The 22147-nt window shown below is 73.3% G+C and carries 17 protein-coding genes; 8 read left to right on the forward strand and 9 right to left on the reverse strand.

What is annotated here, in order from left to right; translation table 11 throughout:
- Positions 1 to 67: 67 nt before the first annotated feature.
- A complete protein-coding gene (locus V4Y03_RS08730; protein WP_332434545.1) occupies positions 68 to 1747 on the reverse strand; it encodes a regulator in 1680 nt (559 codons plus the stop codon).
- Between the two features lie 288 nt (positions 1748 to 2035).
- On the opposite strand from V4Y03_RS08730, the gene lipB reads away from it, so the two are divergent.
- The 4 genes from lipB (at position 2036) to V4Y03_RS08750 (ending at position 5131) form a co-directional block, all read left to right on the forward strand.
- The gene (lipB, locus tag V4Y03_RS08735; protein ID WP_332434546.1) at positions 2036 to 2851 is read left to right on the forward strand and encodes a lipoyl(octanoyl) transferase LipB; all 816 of its coding nucleotides are present in this window, start codon (positions 2036 to 2038) and stop codon (positions 2849 to 2851) included.
- A gap of 102 nt (positions 2852 to 2953) precedes the next feature.
- Positions 2954 to 3922 (forward strand): lipoyl synthase, encoded by a 969-nt coding sequence (gene lipA / locus V4Y03_RS08740; RefSeq protein WP_332434547.1) that lies wholly within the window; start codon positions 2954 to 2956, stop codon positions 3920 to 3922.
- A gap of 278 nt (positions 3923 to 4200) precedes the next feature.
- Positions 4201 to 4416, forward strand: coding sequence for an SCO2195 family GlnR-regulated protein (locus tag V4Y03_RS08745; RefSeq protein ID WP_148004411.1), 216 nt, complete (start codon positions 4201 to 4203; stop codon positions 4414 to 4416).
- 10 nt (positions 4417 to 4426) lie between these two features.
- Entirely contained in the window at positions 4427 to 5131 is a 705-nt protein-coding gene (locus V4Y03_RS08750; protein WP_317875228.1) for a DUF4191 domain-containing protein, read from the forward strand.
- Between the two features lie 67 nt (positions 5132 to 5198).
- Here the strand turns inward: V4Y03_RS08750 and V4Y03_RS08755 are convergent, their stop codons facing one another.
- Positions 5199 to 5666, reverse strand: coding sequence for an RDD family protein (locus V4Y03_RS08755; protein ID WP_056560323.1), 468 nt, complete (start codon positions 5664 to 5666; stop codon positions 5199 to 5201).
- 244 nt (positions 5667 to 5910) lie between these two features.
- Here V4Y03_RS08755 and glnA point away from each other — a divergent pair, with 244 nt between their 5' ends.
- Positions 5911 to 7335 (forward strand): type I glutamate--ammonia ligase, encoded by a 1425-nt coding sequence (gene glnA, locus V4Y03_RS08760; protein ID WP_317875229.1) that lies wholly within the window; start codon positions 5911 to 5913, stop codon positions 7333 to 7335.
- Positions 7336 to 7437: 102 nt separating this feature from the next.
- Here glnA and V4Y03_RS08765 read toward each other — a convergent pair whose 3' ends face one another.
- The 4 genes from V4Y03_RS08765 to V4Y03_RS08780 all read right to left on the reverse strand — a co-directional run bounded on the left by V4Y03_RS08765 (position 7438) and on the right by V4Y03_RS08780 (position 17184).
- Positions 7438 to 12540: a hypothetical protein gene (locus V4Y03_RS08765; protein ID WP_332434548.1), complete on the reverse strand. Its 5103-nt coding sequence runs from the start codon at positions 12538 to 12540 to the stop codon at positions 7438 to 7440.
- Between the two features lie 25 nt (positions 12541 to 12565).
- Entirely contained in the window at positions 12566 to 15814 is a 3249-nt protein-coding gene (locus V4Y03_RS08770; protein WP_332434549.1) for an ATP-binding protein, read from the reverse strand.
- The gene (locus V4Y03_RS08775; RefSeq protein ID WP_332434550.1) at positions 15807 to 16652 is read right to left on the reverse strand and encodes a hypothetical protein; all 846 of its coding nucleotides are present in this window, start codon (positions 16650 to 16652) and stop codon (positions 15807 to 15809) included. Before V4Y03_RS08775 ends, V4Y03_RS08770 begins: the two co-directional genes overlap by 8 nt.
- 256 nt (positions 16653 to 16908) lie before the next feature.
- The gene (locus V4Y03_RS08780) at positions 16909 to 17184 is read right to left on the reverse strand and encodes a hypothetical protein (protein WP_317875233.1); all 276 of its coding nucleotides are present in this window, start codon (positions 17182 to 17184) and stop codon (positions 16909 to 16911) included.
- Positions 17185 to 17333: 149 nt separating this feature from the next.
- On the opposite strand from V4Y03_RS08780, the gene V4Y03_RS08785 reads away from it, so the two are divergent.
- The gene (locus V4Y03_RS08785) at positions 17334 to 17693 is read left to right on the forward strand and encodes an arsenate reductase family protein (protein WP_332434551.1); all 360 of its coding nucleotides are present in this window, start codon (positions 17334 to 17336) and stop codon (positions 17691 to 17693) included.
- A gap of 55 nt (positions 17694 to 17748) precedes the next feature.
- Here the strand turns inward: V4Y03_RS08785 and V4Y03_RS08790 are convergent, their stop codons facing one another.
- Entirely contained in the window at positions 17749 to 18579 is an 831-nt protein-coding gene (locus V4Y03_RS08790) for an alpha/beta fold hydrolase (protein WP_332434552.1), read from the reverse strand.
- 78 nt (positions 18580 to 18657) lie between these two features.
- Between V4Y03_RS08790 and V4Y03_RS08795 the strand changes: the two genes are divergently transcribed.
- Together V4Y03_RS08795 and pdxR are read left to right on the forward strand one after the other, a co-directional pair.
- Positions 18658 to 19092, forward strand: a complete 435-nt coding sequence (locus V4Y03_RS08795) for a helix-turn-helix domain-containing protein (RefSeq protein WP_332437133.1) — start codon at positions 18658 to 18660, stop codon at positions 19090 to 19092.
- A gap of 218 nt (positions 19093 to 19310) precedes the next feature.
- On the forward strand, positions 19311 to 20741 hold the full coding sequence (pdxR, locus tag V4Y03_RS08800) for a MocR-like pyridoxine biosynthesis transcription factor PdxR (protein ID WP_443079865.1): 1431 nt from the start codon (positions 19311 to 19313) through the stop codon (positions 20739 to 20741).
- Here the strand turns inward: pdxR and V4Y03_RS08805 are convergent.
- Entirely contained in the window at positions 20710 to 21252 is a 543-nt protein-coding gene (locus tag V4Y03_RS08805) for a GNAT family N-acetyltransferase (protein WP_332434553.1), read from the reverse strand. The genes pdxR and V4Y03_RS08805 overlap by 32 nt on opposite strands.
- Positions 21236 to 22141: a Gfo/Idh/MocA family protein gene (locus V4Y03_RS08810; RefSeq protein ID WP_317876796.1), complete on the reverse strand. Its 906-nt coding sequence runs from the start codon at positions 22139 to 22141 to the stop codon at positions 21236 to 21238. Before V4Y03_RS08810 ends, V4Y03_RS08805 begins: the two co-directional genes overlap by 17 nt.
- Positions 22142 to 22147: the final 6 nt, after the last annotated feature.

Here is a 22147-nt window from a genome sequence, read left to right on the forward strand (position 1 = left end):
CGGCCTGAGCCAAACGGGCGGGCGCCCCGGGGCCTCGCACGGGACGGGCGGGCGCCCCGGGGCCGGGTCAGCCGATGGCTGCCACCCGGTCCCGGTACGTGCGGGCCGCCGCCGCGTCCCGGTACGGCTCCAGGCGTCGTTCGAAGTCGCGTACGTACTCCACCGCCCGCGCCGACCGCATCTCCGAGGCCTGCTGGGCGGCCTCCGCGCCGAGTGCGCACGCCTGGTCCAGTTCGCCCAGGGCCAGTCGCGACGTCGCCAGGACCACCCGGCAGAAGAGGCGGCTGCGGGCGTAGCCGGGGGCCCTCAGCTGGAGGGCGCGCTCGGCGTGCTGGGCGGCGGGGCGGTACTGCTGGAGGTCCCGGTGGCAGTGGCACAGCTCGTCCGCGAGCTGGGCCTCGTCGAACGTCCGGGCCCAGTACGGCACCTCGTCGCCCGGCCGGGACGCTTCGAGGGCGCGCTCGGCCCGTACCAGGGAGGCGCTGCACGCGCGGGCCTCGGAGAGGACCGCGTGCCCGCGCGCCTCGACCGCGTGCAGCATCGCCTGGACGACGGGCGGTGCGGCGGGCCCGACGCCCTGCTGGGCGACCCGGGCGAGCTGCACGGCCTCCCGGCCGTGGCCGAGGTAGACGGCCTGGCAGCTCATGGTGAGCAGGACGTAGGAACCGTAGGCCCGGTCCCCGGCGGCCTGGGCGAGGCGCAGCGCCTGTACGAAGTAGCGCTGGGCGAGTCCGTGGGCGGCGATGTCGTACGAGGTCCACCCGGCGAGCCGGGTGAGGTCGGCGGCGGCGGCGAAGAGCCTGCGGCCCACGGACTCCCCGTACGTCCCGCGCAGCATCGGCTCGGTCTCGTGCTCCAGGTAGCGGACGAGGGCCTGGCGGGCGTGCCCGCCGCCGTAGGTGTGGTCGAGGGTGCGGAAGAGTTCGCCGACCGAGCGGAGGGCGGCGATGTCCCCGCCGGAGACCCGCTGGCCGGGCCCGCGGTCCGTACCGCGCTGCCGGGGCACGGAGAAGCGGCCCTGCGGCGGCACCCGGGGGTCGTGGGGCGGACGGTTGTCGTGCGGGGCGTGTGCGGCGCGGGGGTCACGGGGGTCGTACGGGGCCCGGGAGTCGCTCCCGGGACCGGAGTCACCGCCGAGGCGGGAGTCACCGCCGGGACGGGAGTCACCGCCGAGGCGGGAATCGCTCCCGAGGCGGGAATCGCGGGTGAGCCGGGTGTCGTGTGCGAGCCGTGTCTCGTGCCCGAGGCGCGCGGTGGCGGTGGCGGCCGTGCGGGCGCCCGGTGGCTGCTCCCCGCGCGCGACCCGGTCGTCGGCGCGACCGATCAGCCAGTCGCGGCTGGGCACGACCAGGCCCGCCGGAGTGAAGGCGATCTTGCGGAGTTCCGCGTGGCTGCCGGAGTCCTTGCGCCAGAGCCCGCTGACGATGTCCACCGCCTCTTCCGGGGTCGCGGCGAACTCCAGGCCCGCGTAGACCGGCGCGCAGGCGTCGAGACCGAGGTCCTGGGCGGAGAGACGGCGGCCGAGCCGACGGGTGAAGACCTCGGCGATGAGCGCGGGAGTGGTGCCGCGCGGCTGCTGGCCCCGGAGCCAGCGGGTCACCGAGGTCTTGTCGTACCGCAGGTCGAGGCCGTGTTCCAGACCGAGCTGGTCGACCCGTCTCGCGAGCCCCGCGTGGGAGAACCCCGCTTCGGCGATGAGCGCGGCGAGCTGGCGGTTCGGGATGCGCTGCGGTGGTCGTTCCGTCATCAGCTGTGCGGTCTCCTGCCTTCCGGGTCCGGGCGGCAGCCCCGTCGGACCCTCATGGAACGGCGTGAATTTAGCGGTCCTCACGGCCCGTACCGCCAGCTTCGCCCCACATTCATCCGATCGTGTGAGGATTGACGGCATCGCTGACGTAGACGCCCCCGTCCACCTGCCGGAGGGGCGTCCCCGCCACCGCCGTACAGTGGCATGGGCGCGAATGACGCATGGTGCCGCGCCGGCCCGGGATGATCCCCGGTCCCCGGTCCACGGCACCCAGGAGGAGGCATGGCCGTGAGTGAGCTGCGATTCGTCCGCCTTGGGTTCGGCGCGGAAGCCGTCGAGTACCAGGTGGCCTGGGACAAGCAGCGCGAAGTGCACGCCGCGCGGTTCGCCGACGAGACCGACGACACCTGTCTGCTCCTGGAGCACCCGCCGGTCTACACGGCCGGCCGGCGCACCCAGGAGAACGAGCGCCCGCTCGACGGGACGCCCGTGGTGGACGTCGACCGGGGCGGGAAGATCACCTGGCACGGCCCCGGCCAGCTGGTCGGCTACCCGATCATGAAGCTGCCCCGCCCGGTGGACGTCGTCGCGCACGTCCGCCGACTGGAGGAGGCGCTGATCCGCACGGCCGCCGAGTTCGGCGTCGGGACGACCCGGATCGAGGGGCGCAGCGGCGTCTGGGTCCTGGGTGACCCGGTGGAGCAGCGGCCGTCGCTCGGCGGGCTCTCGCTCGACTTCGACCCCCGGCTGACCGACGAGGAGTTCGACCCGCGCCTGAACGGCCCCGAGTACGCCCCGTCCAACGCCGGCCAGCGCCGCGAGGACCGCAAGCTCGCCGCCATCGGCATCCGGGTCGCCAAGGGCGTCACGATGCACGGCTTCGCGCTCAACGTGAACCCGGACAACGCGTGGTTCGACCGGATCATCCCGTGCGGCATCCGCGACGCGGGCGTCACCTCGATCGCCAACGAGCTGGGCCGGGACGTCACGATCGAGGAGGTGCTCCCGGTGGCGGAGCGCCATCTGCGGGACGTCCTGGAGGGCGCGGAGCTCAGGCCGCGCGAGATCGACCCTCCGGTGGCGGCGGAAACCGCCGCGGTCTGAGGAATGCAGGGCGCTGGCCAGAGGTTGGCCAGACGTAGTAAGGCATGGGAAGCAACGGCGTACCCTGGTGTGCGCCGAAGAATCGAAGCTACAGGAGCCGATGTGTCCGCAGTCGCACCCGACGGACGCAAGATGCTGCGCCTGGAGGTCCGGAACGCCCAGACCCCCATCGAGCGCAAGCCCGAGTGGATCAAGACCCGGGCGAAGATGGGGCCCGAGTACACGAAGATGCAGAGTCTCGTGAAGAGCGAGGGCCTGCACACGGTCTGCCAGGAGGCGGGCTGTCCCAACATCTTCGAGTGCTGGGAGGACCGCGAGGCCACCTTCCTCATCGGCGGTGACCAGTGCACCCGGCGCTGCGACTTCTGCCAGATCGACACGGGCAAGCCCGAGGCGCTGGACCGGGACGAGCCGCGCCGCGTGGGCGAGTCGGTCGTCACGATGGACCTGAACTACGCCACCATCACCGGCGTCGCGCGCGACGACCTGGAGGACGGCGGCGCCTGGCTGTACGCGGAGACCGTGCGCCAGATCCACCAGCAGACCACGGACCGCGCCGACGGCCGTACCAAGGTCGAGCTGCTGGCCCCCGACTTCAACGCGGTGCCGGAACTCCTGGCGGAGGTCTTCGCCTCCCGCCCCGAGGTCTTCGCGCACAACGTGGAGACGGTGCCGCGGATCTTCAAGCGGATCCGTCCGGGCTTCCGTTACGAGCGTTCCCTCGACGTCATCACGCAGGCCCGTGACTACGGTCTGGTCACGAAGTCGAACCTGATCCTCGGGATGGGCGAGACCCGCGAGGAGGTCAGCGAGGCGCTCCAGCAGCTGCACGACGCCGGCTGCGAGCTCATCACGATCACCCAGTACCTGCGCCCCACGGTCCGGCACCACCCCGTGGAGCGCTGGGTGAAGCCGCAGGAGTTCGTGGAGCTGAAGGAGGAGGCCGACGAGATCGGTTTCTCCGGCGTGATGTCGGGCCCGCTGGTCCGTTCCTCGTACCGCGCCGGGCGTCTGTTCCAGCAGGCGATCGAGAAGCGCGGCGCGGTGGACAACGCCACGCAGGCTGTCTGACCGCATCCCGGGTTCACCGTGTGAATCCGGGCACAAGCAGTTACCGGTCGGTAGTGACCGGATCCGACGCGGCTCGTACGCCCCCGCAGCTCAGCGGGGATGTACGGGCCGCGTCGCCGTCCCCCCGGCTCCGCCGCCTGGGCGCATCAACGTTTCATCAGTGTTTGACCACCGGGTCACGCCCTGGTAACACCAGTCTGTGAGCCTGGAAGCACTCACCGCCACCATCCGCTCACACCCCCGCCTCGTCTCACCCGCAATCGAGGGAGGACCCCGACATGCCGGCCGCATCGACGCACGTCCGCGTCACCGCGATCCCGTCCGTCACCGACGCCCTGAAGGCCGTGGAGTCACTGCTCCTCGGCGCCGGGCAGCGCACCGCCCGGCGCAACGCCTGGAACTCCGTCCTGGAGGACCGCCGTCGCGCCAAGGACCGGGTCGAGGCCCAGCACGTAATGGAGGTCGCGTCGGGCCGGACTTCCCGGGCCACGTAAACTTCAGGACATGGCGAGGAAGGCAAACACGGGCAGCGCTGACGCTGCGAACCAGGGGCGGCTCAAGCAGATCGCCCTCACGTACAAGATGACCCGAAAGGCTGACCCTAAGGTCGGGCTTGTCGTCGCTGGCGTGGGCATCGTCGTACTCGGTGTCCTCCTCGCGATCGGCTTCCTGATCGGTCACCCGGTCTACCTGGGCATCCTGGGCTTCGTCCTGGCGCTCCTGGCGGCGGCCATCGTGTTCGGGCGGCGCGCCGAGCGCGCGGCCTTCGGACAGATGGAGGGCCAGCCGGGCGCGGCGGCGGCGGTGCTCCAGAACGTCGGGCGCGGCTGGACGACGACCCCCGCGGTCGCGATGAACCGCAGCCAGGACGTCGTGCACCGGGCGGTCGGCCGGGCCGGCATCGTGCTGGTGGCCGAGGGCAACCCCAACCGGGTCAAGACCCTGCTGGCGGCGGAGAAGAAGCGGATGAACCGCGTCGTGGTGGACGTGCCGGTGCACGACCTCATCGTCGGCGACGGCGAGGGCCAGGTGCCGCTGAAGAAGCTCCGTACCACCATGCTCAAGATGCCCCGGGTGCTCACCGGCCCGCAGGTGACGGTGGCCAACGACCGGCTCCGGGCGATGGGCGACCTCATGAGCAACATGCCGTTGCCGAAGGGCCCCATGCCCAAGGGCATGCGGATGCCGCGCGGCGGAAAGGCGCGCTGATCCACGACCTGACGAGAAAGGCCCCGGACCGTGAGAACGGTCCGGGGCCCTTCTCGTGCCCGGCGCGTCAGATGCGGACCTGGACGGCGCCGGAGAGGCGGTCGTGGAGGCCGCGGCCGTCGCGGTCCCAGATGAGGGCGGGAAGGGCCAGGCAGACGAGCAGGGAGCGGAGCGCGACGCGCGGCAGGCCGAGGCGCCCGCCGTGCACGGAGACGACCTGGAGGCCGAAGAGGCGCTTGCCGGGCGTCGAGCCGATGGTGCCGACGGTCAGCACGCTCAGGACGAGCAGGATGACCAGGGCCCAGTTGCCGGTGGCCTGGTTGTAGCCGTCGGTGATCAAGCCGTATGCGATCAGCGTGCAGAGGGCCCAGTCGACGGCGAGGGCGCCGAGCCGCCGTCCGGGGCGGGCGATCGAGCCGGGGCCCTCCTCGGGCAGTCCCAGCTGCTGACCGCGGTAGCCGAAGTCCACGCCGGCCTCTTCGGCCGCCGCGCGGGGGCCGGAGAGCCAGGATCCGAGTGCTTGCCTGTTGTCCACCCGACCACGGTACTGCGCCCGTTTTTGATCACTTCGGCCCGGGTGGGCGTAGCCGGGTCCGGCCGGCCGCCGAGCGCGCCGGAACCCCTCGGGGACACCCAGCCCGGTTAACTTCGACGAAACAATTGGGTCATGCTTGAGAAATCCCGTCTGCCTATGGTCGGGTCCAGCGTGTGCCACCGCACTGGCCGCACGACCGAGCTGCAACCCCGCCCCTCCCCGGGCCGGGAGTAGGAGGAGTTGGATGTCCGAGAAGCACGGGTTCCAGAACGCCGACGAGGTCAGCAAGTTCATCAAGGACAACGACGTCAAGATGGTCGACGTCCGGTTCTGCGACCTTCCGGGCGTGATGCAGCACTTCACGATCCCGGCGACGGCCTTCGACCCGGCGGAGGAGCTCGCCTTCGACGGCTCGTCGATCCGCGGTTTCCAGGCCATCCACGAGTCCGACATGTCGCTCCGCGCCGACCTGTCGACGGCCCGTGTGGACCCCTTCCGCCGCGACAAGACGCTCAACATCAACTTCTTCATCCACGACCCGATCACGGGCGAGCAGTACAGCCGTGACCCGCGGAACATCGCGAAGAAGGCCGAGGCGTACCTCGCGTCCACCGGCATCGCCGACACCGCGTACTTCGGCCCCGAGGCCGAGTTCTACGTCTTCGACTCGGTGCGCTTCGAGACCTCGGCGAACCAGGGCTTCTACCACATCGACTCCGAGGCCGGCGCCTGGAACACCGGCTCGGAGGAGAACAACCGCGGCTACAAGGTCCGCTACAAGGGCGGTTACTTCCCGGCCCCGCCGGTCGACCACTTCGCCGACCTGCGCTCCGAGATCTCCCTGGAGCTGGAGAACGTCGGCCTCCAGGTCGAGCGCCAGCACCACGAGGTCGGCACCGCCGGCCAGGCCGAGATCAACTACAAGTTCAACACGCTGCTCGCCGCGGCCGACGACCTGATGCTCTTCAAGTACATCGTGAAGAACGTCGCCTGGCGCAACGGCAAGACCGCGACCTTCATGCCGAAGCCGATCTTCGGCGACAACGGCTCGGGCATGCACGTCCACCAGTCGCTGTGGTCGAACGGCGACCCGCTGTTCTACGACGAGACCGGCTACGCCGGCCTCTCGGACATGGCCCGCTACTACATCGGCGGCATCCTCAAGCACGCGCCGTCGCTGCTCGCCTTCACCAACCCGACGGTGAACTCGTACCACCGCCTGGTCCCGGGCTTCGAGGCCCCGGTCAACATGGTGTACTCGCAGCGCAACCGCTCCGCCGCCATGCGCATCCCGATCACGGGCTCGAACCCGAAGGCCAAGCGCGTCGAGTTCCGCGCGCCGGACCCGTCCTCCAACCCGTACCTCGCCTTCTCGGCGCTGCTGCTCGCGGGCCTCGACGGCGTCAAGAACAAGATCGAGCCGATGGAGCCGATCGACAAGGACCTCTACGAGCTGGCTCCCGAGGAGCACGCCAACGTCCCCCAGGTCCCGACCAACCTGGAGGCCGTCCTCACCGCCCTGGAGGAGGACAACGAGTACCTCCAGGCCGGCGGCGTCTTCACCTCGGACCTGATCGAGACGTGGATCGACTACAAGCGCACGAACGAGATCGCCCCGATCCAGCTGCGCCCGCACCCGCACGAGTTCGAGCTGTACTTCGACCTCTAAAGGTCCTCCGACCCGCGGATCCGTCGTACGACACGCACATGGGGGCTGCCCCCTCCTCCCTCGGGAGGAGGGGGCAGCCCTCGTTCGTGCGTGCTGACGGCCCTATGCCCGTCGGGCCGTGCGGGTGTCGGGGACGAACCAGGCGCGGGCCGCCTCCACATAGCCGTCCGCCTGGGCCGTGGGCCTGTCCAGCTGGGCCACCAGGTCGGTCTGCTGGGAGAGCAGCGCGGTGCGCAGGGCCGGGTCGTGCTCGGACATCCGCTGGAGGGCGGCGACCGCGCGGGCGCTGCACCTGCCGAGGCCGGGCCAGGAACCGTCCGGGGAGCGCAGCTCGTCGGTACGGCCCTCGGCCGACGCGTAGGCGTAGGCGACGAAGACCGCGTGGGAGCCGGAGACCGCCGGGTCCACGATGTGCTCGGCCACGCCGCCGAGGGTCTCCCGGGTCCAGTTCTGGCGGGGCAGCCACATCGCGCCCCAGGCGGTGGCGTACGGGTAGGACGGGTTGGGGCTCCGCTTCGGGATCTGCGGGGAGAGCAGTCCGCCCTTGTTCATCGTGTGCAGGGAGTTCGCCATCCAGCCGATCTCGTTCCAGTGCTTCGCCTCGTCGAGCACCACCTCGCGCCGTATCTGACCGTCGACGGCCTCGGCCACGGCGGGCGCCAGACGGTGGGCGAAGTCGGGCCGCACCCTGCGCGCGACGTCCAGCAGCACATCGACGGAGAAGGGGTTGAGCCGCTTCACCAGGGACTCGGGCGTCAGCTCCTCCAGTTCGTCGAGCAGCAGCCGTACGGGCTCCTCGGCTTCCGCCCTCACCAGCAGCGACAGCAGCGAGGGCAGGTGCATCAGGTCCCTCACCCGCGCGAATCCGAGCCTTCGGGCCAGCCGCTGCCCGGGGACGGCCGCCGCCAGCCGGCAGGCCCACTCGGCGTCCCAGATCAGGGCCAGCCGCAGGACGTCGGCGAGCGCGGCCGGGCTGGTCACCTGTCTGACCGTCGCCTCGTGCCGCTTGCGGAGGTTGTCCACCCACTTCGAGTGGATGCCGCCCGACCGCAGCCCGAGCGCCACCAGCTGACGGACGACCTGGTACTGCTGGGTGGGGTGCTGGATGTGGGCGACCTCGCTGGTGAAGGCGTTCCACGCACCCGCCTTGCCCTGCAGGTCGCGCATCAGCGCGACGCCCTCGCCCGCGGACGCCCGCTCCACCGCCGTCAGCAGCCGGGCCGCCTCGACGGGGTCGTTGTACACGGCCTGGCGCACCTTGTCCCGCAGCAGGCTGTCCTTGCGCTTGCCCCGGGCGACCTCCTTGGCCCTCAGATACGCGAGGGTCTCCGCGGCGGTGGCTCCGTTCAGCCCGGCCAGTACGTTGATGACCTCGGTGACCTGGCTGGCGCTGGCCCCCCGGCTGATCTGCGCACCCCAGCGCCGGCCCACCGACTCCGGGGTCTCGGCGCCGTTCTTCCGCAGCACCCACAGCCCGGCGTCCTCCACCGGCACACCACCGTCGACCAGCGTCCTGGCGACCTCGCGGGCGCACAGCGCCGCCGACGAGGGCGAGGCGGAGGCCATCCGCTCGATGAAGACGGCCGCGTCGTGCTCGTTGACGTACTGGCTCGGCAGGCCCTGGTACATGGCGCGGCCGAGCTGGTGGAAGTAGCGCCGGGCGTCCGCGATGGGCGCGTCCTTCATGCCGTCGAAGAGCTTCTTGTCCGGCACGTGGCGGCCCAGCTTCTCCAGGAACTCCGCCCCGAACTCCTCGTCCTGCCCCAGCAGCAGCGCGGCCTGCGGGCCCCAGGGCCGCATCGAGCGGTTCAGCGCTCCGGCGACGACGTCCACGAACAGGTCGAGGCACTCCTCCCGGAAGGGGGCGTTGGCCTCCCAGATGCCCTTGATCAGGTGGTACTGGATGGAGATCCGCGGGTCCTCCTCCAGCCGGGCGCGCACCCAGTCCTTGCCGAGTTCCTCGGCGAGGAACTGGCCGAAGCCCTTCTTCTCGGTCAGGAACAGCTCGTCGACGCGCGCCGTCGCCGACAGCAGCAGACCGGCGCCCTTGGCGTCCTGGTTGCCCCGCACCTGCTGGGCGAGGGCGCGCGCGAGACTGGCGTCGGGGCGCTCCGCGCGGTCGCCGTACAGCGCGTGGCGGGCGGTGTAGTCGTGGATCTCGCTGGTCGTCCGGAGCAGCAGGGCCGCGTCCGTCGGGGTCGCGGTGCGCAGGGCGTTGTGGATGGCGACGCCGAAGCCGTCGCCCTTGTTGATCTTCTTGTCGTTGAGCAGCTTGGTGACGAAGGCGAGCTGGTAGTCGCGGGCCTCCTCCAGCGCGTACCGCAGGTCCACCGCGTCGGCGTGCCGCAGCGCCTGCCGGATGCGCGTCTCGTGCCGTACGAAGACGACGTCCCAGTCCTCGTAGTCGGGGTCGTAGCGTGCCCGCAGGACGAGGGACGCGACGTACAGCGCGATGCCGCGGGCGGGATCGGGGTCGTGTTCGAGGAGCTTGCGGACCTCGGCCTCGTTCTGGACCCAGGAGGCGTACTCCGGATTGCCGATGTCGTTGCCGGCGCGGCGCACCAGGCGTTCGACCCGGCTGACCGTGCGGTAGTCGAGGGCCTTGTCGGGGTTGAGGCGGATCAGGGTCTCCGATCCGCGCCTGGCCACGATCTCGTCGAGGCGCGGATCGTGGAAGCGGCTGAGCTGCTCCAGCACGCTGTAGAGCCCGTCACCGGCCCTCGGCCTGGCCGCCAGCAGGTCCTCGAACCTCTCCACCATCCACTCGGCGAGAGTGTCGAACTGGGAGTCGCTGAAACGGTGCCGGTGCCTGTGGATCGCGCGGATCACGGCCAGCAGGTCGCGTGCGGACCGCAGGGTGATCTCCGGCAGCCGCGCCACGAGGGTCTTGAGCAGCTTGCCGATCACCTTCTCGCCGAGTGAGGAGTCCATCGCGAGCAGCACCAGCGCGATGCCCACCGGCGAGGCGTTCCGCCGCCACCTGGCGAAGTCGTCCTCGTGCTCGGGGTCGAGCAGGCGCTCCGCGAGGGTCCGGCAGGTGCGCTCGTCGTACAGGCGCGCGCCGCGGAGCACGGGCAGCAGCCCGCTGCGGCGGTCCTCCAGGTCGCGGAAGAGTTCCTTGGCGACGAGGTCGGCGACCTGCTCGTGGCGGCGCGGCCGGCCGGCCTCCTCGGGGTGGACGAGCTCGGCGTGGGCGTCCAGGATCGTGCGGCAGTCGACGTGGCTGGGGAAGCGGAGCCGGTCGGGGGCTCCGTCCGGGGCGGCACCGATCCTAAAAAGGGGGGCGCGCTCCTCCTCGGGGACGGCCACGTTCCCGCCGAGCAGGGAGACGGCCGCGACGACGGCGGCCAGGTCCTGTGTGTCGGCCCCCAGTTCGGGGTCGTTGAAGGTCTGCCGCAGTTCCTCCTCCAGGCGCTCGGGCTTGTCGTTCCCGCCCCGGTAGTGGCACAGCCCCTTGACGAAGCGGCTGAGGTCGTGGACGCAGCGGCGCGCCAGGGCCTCGATGAAGCGGGCGTTCCCGGCGACCTCGTCCCCGTGGATCTGCCGGGCGCGGAAGGCCAGGTCGAGGAGGGCGGCGGGGCGGACGACGGAGTGGACGACGGTGAGGTTCGCCGCCTGCCAGTCGTGGTTCGAGTTGATGTCGTACTCGAGGCAGGCGAGCACGCTGACGCCGAGCTCCGCCGACACGGCGGGCAGCACGTGGTCGACGTCCGTCTCGCCCATCGGCCGGATGGCGTCGAGGATGACCACGGGGCAGCCGGAGTCCGGCTGTTCCGGGGCTCCGAGACTGCCGAGGGCGTGCCGTACGACTCCGGCGAGGACGTCACCGCTCGGGAACGCCCGGTCGTCGGGGACGAGCACGATCACCCGCCGCCCGGTCTCGGCGAGCGCCCGTGCCGTGCAGCGGGCGATACAGGTCTTCCCGGAGCCGGACGGCCCTCCCAGGACGGCCACCTTGCGCTCCGGTTCCTGGAAGATCGCCACGAGGCTGTCGACCTGGTCGGTGCGGATGTCGGGGAGTTGCTGCCGGTCGGGCTGTGTCCGTGTCCAGTCGTAGAGGCTCCAGCCGGTGGCGCTCAGGGCGCTCGTGTGCCAGTTCCGCGTCCAGGCGTCCCAGGCCTCGCCCCAGTAGGCGCGGGCCGCGCCCGCCAGGGTGAGACCGGGGTCCGCGACCGCGAGCGTCGGGGCCGGGTCCCCGGCGGAGGTACGGAACCAGCCGCCGTGGCCGGGATGGACGAGCGCGCCGCCGCCGGCTCCGGCGCGCAGGGCCGCCTCGGCGGGGTCCATGGCCTGGAACTGCGTCGTCGGGTTGAGGTGGGGCAGCGCGTACGCGCCGGCGGCGAGCACGCGGGGCGCGGGGTAGGGCAGTTCGGGGGCGCCGAGGGTCCGTGACAGCAGCCGGAGGGCGGCGGGCAGGGTCACGGTGGTGTCGTCGACGCGGGTCGGCGGCAGCAGGCCGGGGACCGCCAGCTTCGGCTTCGGGTCCCCCACGAGTTCCTCGTCGATCCCCAGCTGGAAGAGCAGGGTCCGTACGGGCTCGGCGCCGCTGTCGGAGGCCCTGTTGGTGGCCGGGGTGACGGAGCTCCACTTCCTGGTGATGCGGGCCAGCTCCCGGACCGCGTCGTCGTGGCCCATGGCGGTGTCGCCGGTCTTGCTCTCCAGGACGAACCGGGCCGCCCAGGCCGTGGGGGGCAGGTCCGGATCGGCGGCGGGGTGGAGGACGGTGACGTCCAGGTGGGTGGCGGAGGTGGCCTCGGGGGCGGTTGCCTCCCTGGTGGCGTCCTTCCCGGGTCCCGAGGCGTCCCGCTCGGGGACGTACGGGCCGCTGTCGGGTGAGCAGACCCATTCGTACAGCTGGGAGAGGTCGTCCTCCAGGCCCTCGACGGCCTGGAGGTGCGTCACCAGCTCGGCGTACGGGCCCTCGCAGGCCTTCGGGTCCGAGAGCAGGTCGACGAGGAGTTCGAGGCCGACGCGTCCGGAGCCATCGGTCACGAACCGGTCCGGGACGCCCAGCGCCGCGCCGCGCAGCCCCTTGCGCTCCGCTTCCTGGAGCAGGGGCCGGACCCCCTGGGTGTGGAGTTGTCCGAGCAGGACGCCGAAGGGCGTGCGCGGCGCGTCCTCCTGACGCTTCGCCAGGACGGCGTCGAGGGCGAGCAGCGCGCCGATGACACCCTCGCGTGCCGAGACGGAGTCGAGAGCCGTCATCTTGCCTCCTCACTGCGGTCGGTCCTCAGGAACGGGTCGGCGCCGGCCGGGGCGGGTCCGGGTCGGCCGGATCCGGTCGGGGCGCGTCGGGGCTGACGTCGAGGCAGAACACCCCTCGTACGTCGGTCACCACCAGGCGGGAGCCGTACGCGTCGAAGGCGAGCGCGATCGGCTGGTCCGGCAGCGGCAGCCGGGGTGTCGGGCGTTCGTCGCCGGACGTGATCGGGCGGATGCACAGCCAGGGGTACTTCGCGTCCCCGGCCGCCGCCGCCAGGCTGTCGCCGACGGCGAGCGCGACGGCTCCGTCACGCGCGGCGGGCAGGTCGAGCCCCCGCGTCCCCCGGCTCTCGTCCCACACGAACAGCCCGCCGCCCTGGTCGAGCATCGCCACGGTGCGGCCGGTCGACGACACCACGGCGTGCCGCGTCGCGGGCATGAGCAGCGGCTGACGTCGTACCGCCGCCACTCCCGTGTCCTGGACGCGGGCGGTCACGGTGCCGAACTCGGTGGTGGCGACGAGCCGTACGTCACCGGCCGGGCCGCCCAGGTGGACCTGGGTCACCCGGCTCGATCCCGGCACGGCGAACGACCTGGCCCGCCCGGTGGCGTCCGGTTCGACGACCTCGATCCGCGCGCCCCTGGCGACGGCGAGCAGCCCGTCGCCGTGCAGCGAGATCGCCGTGGCCCCGTCCAGGGCGGCCAGCGGCTCCGGGTCCCGGCCCGAGAGCGGTCGCCACAGCAGTCCCGCGCCGTCCGCGACGAGCGCGACGACGGGTTCACCGTCGACGACGGCGAGCGCCATGTGCGTGGCGATGCCGTCCTCCTCGGACCGCACCGCCTCGGCCAGCGGGGCGCCGTCCGCCAGCTTCCACAGCCGGACGGACGCGTCGCCGTGGGTGGTCACCACGAAACCGTCGCCGTCCGCACCGCCCGCGACCGCGAGGAGGTCGGGTACGGCCACCTCGTCCTTGGGGGTGGCCCACAGGATGTCGACCCCGGCGCCGGAGCCGCGCGGGTCCAGATCGCGTCCGTCCTCCCCGGCTCTGAGGAGGGAGAGCTTCAGCTGGAACGCCCGCTCAGCAGGGTGGAGTCCGGGCTTCTGGGTCCGTACGCCCGCACCGACCGCGTCCGGCAGGGCGTGTCGCCCTCCGTCCCGCAGCTGTCGGGCGAGGGCGCCGGCGGGCAGCGCGTTCCAGAAGGCCGGCGAGGAGAATTCGGCGGCGAAGTCCTGGCGGTAGTGCCGGGCGACGTCCCCGAACAGGGCGGTCAGCGCCGTGTCGGCGGCCCAGTCGATGCCGGACCCCTCGGACGCGTGGACGGGCAGGCACTCCCGTACGGCCTCGGCGAACTCCGACCCGGAGGGCTGCGGTGCGAAGGGGGTGGCGAGGCGCCACGCGGGGGGCTGCGGGGCGGGGCGTGAGCCGCTTCCCCTGCGGGTGCCCTCACCCGTACCGCTGCCCTTGCCCGTCCCGCTGCCCGCGGTGTCCGTCACCGAGTCGCCCAGCAGTTCCGCGGCCTCCCTCGCGTCCTCCGGGCCGTACGTCCCGCCGGAGCGGTCCGAGGCCGTGGCGAGGGCCGCCCAGCGCTCGGCGGTCAGCCCGGCCTCGTGCCCGCACGCGGCCGCCGTCCGTACCGGCTCCAGCATCGCCCGGCGCCAGGCGTCCGAGTGGTCCCGGGCTCCGAGCAGGCTCAGATGGAAGTTCCGCAGCCGCTTTCCCGCCGCGTCCCGCGCGCGCGCCGCGCCGTCGCCGTCGGGCGGGGTGCGGAGGAACTCGTCGACCGCGCGGACCGCCGCTCCGAAGTGTCCGTGGCAGGCGGCGGCGATCGCGCCGACGCCCCTCCGGGAAGGGGTTCCGGGGGTGCCCCGGCCGGCCGTCGAAGCATGGCGCAGGCGGGCGTCGACATAGGCGCGGACGCCCTCGTCGTCGGTGCCGAGCTGGAAGACCGGCAGCTGGCGGTCCTGCCACACCTCGTCGGCGGCCAGGTCGTGACCGGCCGAGGCGATGACGGTGGTCCGCGCGTACTCGGCGAGCGGGTCGAGCAGGTCCGTGACCAGGGCCGCGGGCCCGTCGTCGGCCAGGTGGAGGTCGTCCACCAGTACGGTCCGGGGAGGCAGCGCCTCCAGGGCCTCGCACAGCTCGTCCGGCGTCGGGGTGCCCCCCAGGCCGAGGCCGAGCGCCCGGTCGATCCCCCGGGCCAGGCTCGACACGGTGGCGTCCTGGGCGGACACCAGCGCGTGCACGGAGTCGTCCGGGAGGATCAGGCCACCGCTCCGGCGCCGGGCGACGGGCGGCAACCGCCGCCGCCACTCGGGCTTCCCGCACACGGCCAGATGCCCCAGCAGCGCGCTCTTGCCGACCCCGGCCGCGCCCCGCAGGATGAGCGGCCCGGCCGGTCCGCCGCCGGCGATGAACTCGCGGAGACGCCGCTGCTCCTCGGCCCGGCCGGAGAAGTACCAGCCCTCCTGCCGCGGTTGGCTCCGGCCGCGTGCGAGGTGGGACCACTCGTCGAGGCCGCGGTCGAGCCAGTCGGGGGAGGTTCGGGGCATGTACGCCGGATCGGGCAGCGCGCGGCAGCTCCCGCGGCCGGCGGAGTACACCCAGACCTCCTGCTCGGCCGTCGGCAGGTGGCTGTTGACCCGCTCCACGAGGACCGTGGGCTCGATGAACTCCGACGTGCCGGGGCTCTGTTCGAGAGTCCTGGCGAAGGCGCGGGCGAAGGCGAGCTGTCCGGCCTGCTGTGTCCTGCGAGCCGTCGCGATCACCCAGGCGTCGTAGTCGACGTGCCCGACGGCGGACTGACTCCGGAGGGTCTCCATGGCGTCGGCCGCGCCGGGCCCGGAGTAGCAGGCGTCGAGAACGAGGACCGCCTGGTCGAAGAGGGTCTTCCTGAGTTCTTCGCCCCCGTACAAGGCGTCCATGATGTCCGCCGGCTCAAGGAGTCTCTTCTTCCACGGCGTGTACGTCGGCAGGGCCAGGCCCCACGTGGAGTCCCCCTTCCGCTCGCCGTGTCCCGTGCAGTAGACGAACAGCGACAGCGGCGGCTCCTGCTCACCGCTGCTCACCGTCTCCAGCCAGTCACCGAGGTCGTCGCACACCTCGTGCAGGCCCCGCTCCCCCGGGGCTCCCCCGGGCCTGCGGATCTCCCGCATCCCCAGATCCTGGAGCGTGCGGCGCATCGACTTCAGTTCGTGCGGTACGTGTTCGAGCCGCGCCAGGCCGCTGCCCTCGCCGTATTCGCCCTCCCCGGCCAGGAGGAACCACCGCTCACCCAAGAGCTGCCTCGACTGCGCGAGCGGTCCACACGTTGGCGAGGTAGCGGGTGCAGTCGTGCATGTGGAGCAGGGGGTTGGTGACCCCGAAGTCCTCGACTTCGTCGTTGTAGAGGGTCTTCAGCTTCTTGCGCAGGGCGACGACGTCCTGCTCCGCGGCCACGTTCACCCAGCGGCGGACGGACGGCGGGCGCCCCGGCTCCGCGTCGGCCGAGCGGGCCAGACGGCGGCGGATGGATTTCAGCCCGAGCGGCGAGCCCATGGTGACCAGGGTGTCGATCCGGACGTCCTTGAGCTTCCACAGGACCTCGTAGGCGGCCACGCTGCCCAGCGAGTGGGCGAGGACCACCCGGGTGTCCTCCTGGATCGCCGTCTCCAGCTCGGCCCGGATCTCCTCGCCGAGGGCCGGTTCCTCGAAGTACCGGTGCACCTGCTTGATCTGGCGGATGAGGACCGAGGCGGTGATTCCGCCGAGGTACGGCGTCCGCTCCAGGATGCTGAGGCAGGCCTGCGCACCGCGGACGACGCCCCCCTTGGAGGCCGGCTCGGCGCCGTCCTCGTCGAAGGCCGCCGGGTCCGCCTCCCTGGCCATGGCCTCCAGGAGTTCGTACTCGAAGCCGTCGGCCACGTCGGCGGCGGTGTAGAGCGCGCCACCGCCGGCCTTGCCCGTGCCGCCGTTGTACAGGTGTCCGTAGAAGGCCGCTTCGAACGACACCGTCGCGGCGTCGGCGTAGCGGATGTTCCGGAGCCCCGTGCGCAGCGCTCCGTGCCACGTCTCGTGCATTTCCTCGCGCGACCGCCAGGACCAACCGATGCCGTGTACGCCGACGACACGCGCCACGTTCGCCTCCCCCGATGACGGGCCGGAACGTCCCGGCCGAGCATGCCAGAAGAATAGCCCCGAACGACCGGGAGGGAGGAGGCGCGCAGGTGACGGCCCATCTCCTCCCTTACCTCACGGCGCAGTTGGGCGGCAGCCGTCCGTCGGCGCCGGCCGGACGCCGGACGGCCGAGGCCGCCGCGCGGACACCGGGACACCCGGGCCGGCCGCTCCCGGGTGTCCCGGGGGCGGCCGGCCGTCGCTCGCTCTCCTCCGGTCAGCGGCCGTAGCGGATCAGGGACCGGACCATGCGGCAGGTGGTGTCCGAGGGCGGGTGGATGCCGAGGGTAGCGGCCGTGCTGCGTATCTTCGCGTCCGTGGCCTTCGACGGGATGTAGACCCCGGCGTCGAGCAGGGCGATCGACAGGCGCATGGCCTTCAGGCGCCGGTTGTGCGACACGTACCACTCGCGGGGGCGGCCCGCGGGGAGCGCCTTCCTCTGCAGGGGCTTCCAGGGTTCGAGGGACGGAGTCCGGATCACGGCGAGTGCCATGGGCTACCTCCTGGCGGACGGCGGGGCGCGGGCCCTCCCCGGGACCCTCGCCTTCACCCACCATTTTAGTGCCCCCCACTGACAATCGCCCCTGGCCAGGCAGGGTTTGGGGGGTGGTGGAGGGAGCCTTGGGGGGTACCGTGGAAGCCATGGAGATCTGGATCAATCCCGCCTGTTCCAAGTGCCGCAGCGCCCTCACCCTGCTCGACGCCGAGGGCGCCGAGTACACCGTGCGCCGCTATCTGGAGGACGTGCCCTCCACCGACGAGATCCGGCAGGTGCTGGACCGGCTCGGGCTCGAACCGTGGGACATCACGCGGACGGAGGAAGCCGTCGCCAAGGAGCTGGGCATGAAGGAGTGGCCGCGCGACGCCGGGGGCCGGGACCGGTGGATCGAGGCGCTCTCCGCGCACCCGAAGCTCATCCAGCGGCCGATCATCACCGCCGAGGACGGCACCGCGGTCGTGGGCCGCTCGGAGGAGGCGGTCCGGGACGCGCTGTCGCGCTGAGCCGGTGGGGCCGGCCCGGTCGCGCCGCGTCGGACTCGCGGCCCCGGCTGTCGGGTCAGTCCCGGAGGAAGCCCGTGACACGGGCCAGCTCGGCGGGGCCCAGAGCGGCCGGGAGCGTGTGGTGGGTCGCGGCCGGGACGATGTCCGCCCGCAGGCCCAGGGCCGTCGCGCGGGCCGCCACCCGACGCGCGTCATGGGCCCGGCCCGCTCCGGCCAGGAGCAGCAGCACCGGCGGGCGCAGCCCGGAGAGTTCGGCGGCCGTCGTGCGGGGGCCGGTGACCGGGCGGCGCCGGGGCAGGTCCGCCGCCAGGGCGTCGAGCCGCCGTACCGCCGGGTCGTACTCCGCGCCGCCCGTCTCCCACGCCAGGAACGCCGCCGTCCGCGCGGGTGTCGGGCGCAGCAGCATCGGCAGGGCCCGCAGCAGATAGCCCGGGCGGAAGCCGGCGAGGCAGCCGGTGGGGTCGAGCAGGAGGAGGCGGTCGGTGCGGGCGGGGGACGCGAGCGCGTACCGGAGGGCGATCCACGCGCCGTACGAGTGGCCGCAGAACGCCGCCGACGCGATCCCCAGACCGTCGAGCAGCGCGTCGAGCCAGGCCGTCAGGTCGGCGGCGGTACGGATCGGGCGGTCGCCCGGCCGGCTGCGGCCCGGTCCGCCGACGAGGTCGACGGCATGGACCCGGTGCGTCGTGCCGAGCGCGGCGGCGGTGGCCCGCCAGGAGCAGGCGGTCGCCCCGCCGCCGGGCAGGAGGAGCACGGGCGGGCCGTCCTCGGGGCCGTGGCACAGGACGTGCGTGGTGCCGTACGGGGTGACGAGTTCCGCGACGGTCGTGGGGTGCGGCCAGGTCGCCAGGAGTGCGTCGTACGCGGAGTCGAAGCGGTCGGACACGGTCGGTACGATCCTCTCGTTCGGCGACAGTCTCGCTGAACGAGATAATAGGAGGACGCGGTGCCGGAGTCACCCGAGATGCGGATCTTTCACCTGCTCCGCGAGGTCACGGTCGAATACGGCCTGCGTCAGGGCGAGTTCGCCGCGCGGAACGGCATGCACCCCACGGACGTCCGCGCCCTGATCTCACTCCTCGACGCCGAACGCGCGGGCACCGACGCGACCGCCGGGTGGCTCGGCGAGCGGCTCGGCCTCAACTCGGCCGGCACGACCGCGGTCGTCGACCGCCTCGAACGCCTGGGGTACGTCGCCCGCGTACGCGACACCCGCGACCGGCGGCGGGTGCTGCTCACCGTGGAGGAACGCGCCAAGGAACTCGGCCGCGCGCACTTCGGCCCCCTGATCGACGGGGCCGTGACGCTGCTCGACGGCTTCGAGGAGGCCGAGAAGGAGGCCGTACGACGGTTCCTGACGGGGGTACGGGACCTGCTGGGCGGCGGGGAGGACCGGTGACGGGCGGGGACGGCGAGGGGCTGGGCGGGGAAGTGCGCGGGGAACCGGGCGGGGTGGATGGGGTCGGCGGGGCCGACGGGGCCGACCGGCTTGGTGGGCCCGGTGAAGACCTGCACCGAGCGCCGGGCGGAACCGGCGGGCTCAGCGCCCCCTGCGACGCCCCGCACCCCGACCCCGACCCGCGCGGCGGAGCCCACGCCCTCGGTGTCGATCTGCACCTGGATCTCGGCGGAGCCGGCGGGCGGCGGGCCGCGCTCATCGGGGCGCTGCGCGAGGCCGTGCGCTCCGGACGGCTCGCCCCCGGCACCCGGCTGCCGCCCTACCGCTCGCTCGCCGCCGACCTCGGCATCGCCCGCAACACCGTCGCCGACGCCTACGCCGAACTCGTCGCCGAGGGCTGGCTGACCTCCCGCCAGGGCTCCGGGACCCGCGTCGCCGACCGGGTCGCCGCGCCCTCCCCCGGCCCGGTGCGGCCGGCCACGCCGCCGCCGCTCCCGTACGACCTGGTCCAGGGCAAGCCCGATCCCGGCGCCTTCCCGCGCGCCGCCTGGCTCGCTGCGGCCCGGCACGCGCTGACGGAGGCCCCGCACGAGGCCTTCGGAATCGGCGACCCGCAGGGCCGGACCGAACTGCGGCACGCGCTCGCCGAGTACCTCGCGCGGGTCCGGGGCGTACGGACCGCCGCGGACCGGATCGTGATCTGCTCGGGCGCCGCGCACGCGCTGCGGCTGCTCGCCCGGGTCCTCGGCGGCGGGGCGGCGGGCCCGTGGGCCGTGGAGGAGTACGGGCTGCCCTTCCACCGCGGGCTCCTCACCGAGGCGGGGGTCGCCACCGTGCCGGTCGCCGTCGACGGGAACGGGGCGCGGACCGCCGAGATCCCCCGCCACGCGCGCGCGGTGCTGCTGACCCCCGCCCACCAGTTCCCCACCGGCGGACCGCTGCACCCCGAGCGGCGGGCCGGTGTCCTGGAGTGGGCGCGGGTCTCCGGCGGTCTGGTGGTCGAGGACGACTACGACGGGGAGTTCCGCTACGACCGGCGGCCGGTGGGCGCGGTCCAGGGCCTCGACCCCGACCGGACCGTCCTCCTCGGCTCCGTCAGCAAGAGCCTGTCCCCCGCGCTGCGGATCGGCTGGATGTGCCTGCCGGCCGGCCTGGTGGACCGGGTCGTCGCGGCGAAGGGCGTACGCGAGCCGCACACCTCCGCCACCGAACAGCTCACGCTCGCCGGGTTCCTCGCCTCCGGCGCGTACGACCGGCACGTCCGGCGCATGCGACAGCGGCACCGGGCCCGGCGCGACCGGCTGGCGGCGGTGCTCGCCGAGCGGGTGCCGGCGGTCCGGGTGACGGGGATCGCCGCCGGGCTGCACGCCGTGGTCGAACTGCCTGCGGGCACGGAGCGGGCGGCGGTCGCGGCGGCGGCCCGGCACGGCGTCGCCGTGGAGGCCCTCGCCGGCTACCGCCACCCGGAGGCCGGCGGCCGGCCCCACCAGGACGGCCTGGTCGTCGGCTACGCCACGCCGCCGGAACGGGTGTACGGCCCTGCTCTTGACGCGTTGTGCGCGGGCTTGGGAGAGGCCCTGGGCGACGTCTCGGGCAGCACCTCGGGCAGGGCGGCGCTCAGCCCGCCACCGGCAGGGCCTTCGTCATGACCAACTCGGCAGCCGGCGGAAGCGTGGCGGGAACGGTCGTGGTCGTGGGGACGGCGGCGGGAACGGTCGTGGGGGCATAGCCGAGGCGCTCGTACAGGGCGATCGCCTCGGTGTTGCCCCGGAGCACGGAGAGCCGCAGGACCGTGGCCCCGCCGCCGTGGGCCCAGGTCTCGACGGCCGCGATCAGTCGGGCTGCCAGGCCGTGGCCGCGGGCCCCCGGCGCCACCCAGACGGAACGCAGCTCCGGGAGGCCGTCCGGCGCGACGAGCCCGCCCGCGAGTCCGACCGGCCGGCCGTCGAGCAGCGCGAGGACGCCGTACGTCTCCGGGTCGTCGAAGCGGGCCCGCCACCGTTCCTCGCCGCCCCGGCCCCAGTCGGCGAGCCGGACCCCGAACGCCTCGGGCGAGGTGGTGAGCGCGGCGACGCGGGCCTCGCGCCAGAGCGGCCAGTCCGCCGGGGTGACGGTCCGCAGGACCGGCCGGCCCGCGCCGGGCTCAGGCGCCGGCGGCACCCCGCTCCACCTCAGTGAGGATCTCGGTCAGGCGGAGGCCGAAGCGGGCGTCGCAGTCGTGCGGGCGTCCCGTGCGGGCCGCCGTGACGAGGGCGTCCACGGCCGCGCCGAACGCCCCCACCGCCCCGTCCCAACGGGGCATTTCGGTGCGCCCGGCGGTGCCGTACAGGGTGAGGGCCGCCTCCGCCGCCTCCGGCGGGGCGCTCAGGGTGAGCGTGGCCGTGCTGCTCGCCCCCGACGCGTGCCGCAGGACCAGGTGGTGGGTGTCCGCCGGGCCCCGGGCGGCCGTGATCTCCGTGACGTCACCGAGGACCGGCAGGTAGACGGAGAGCACGTGCGGGCCCACGTCCCACAGGCCGCCCTTCTCGCGGCGCCAGGGGGAGGCCGCGTACGCGCTGGCGGAACCCGGCCCGTAGAGCGAGCCGAGCCAGTGCGCCTCGCCCAGGAACCAGCCGTCCGCCGCGGCCTGTTCCTCGATCCAGCGGGCGGTCGGCTCCGCGAAGCGGAGGGTGCAGAAGACCACCGAGGCGACCCCGGCGGTCTCTACCGCGTCGGCGACCGCGCGGGCCCCGGCCACGGTCGTGGCCACCGGCTTGTCCAGGAGGACGTGACAGCCGGCCTCCGCCGCGCGCACGGCCAGCGGGGCCTGGACGTCCGGCGGGAGGGCGAGGGCCACGGCGTCGCTGGCCGCGAAGAGGGCGTCCAGGTCGTCGTACGCGCGCGTGCCCGACACGGCGGCGAGCTCGGCCGCCGCCTCGGGGCGTCTGCCCCACACCCCGCTGAACTCGACGCCGGAATGCCCGGCCAGCGCGGGCGCGTGCGTACGCCCGGCCCAGGGTCCGGTGCCGAGCAGTCCGATACGGGGCTTCCCACCCAGGTGCTTCGCCATGCCCCC

The sequence above is a fragment of the Streptomyces sp. P9-A4 genome (assembly GCF_036634195.1).
Taxonomy (GTDB): Bacteria; Actinomycetota; Actinomycetes; order Streptomycetales; family Streptomycetaceae; genus Streptomyces.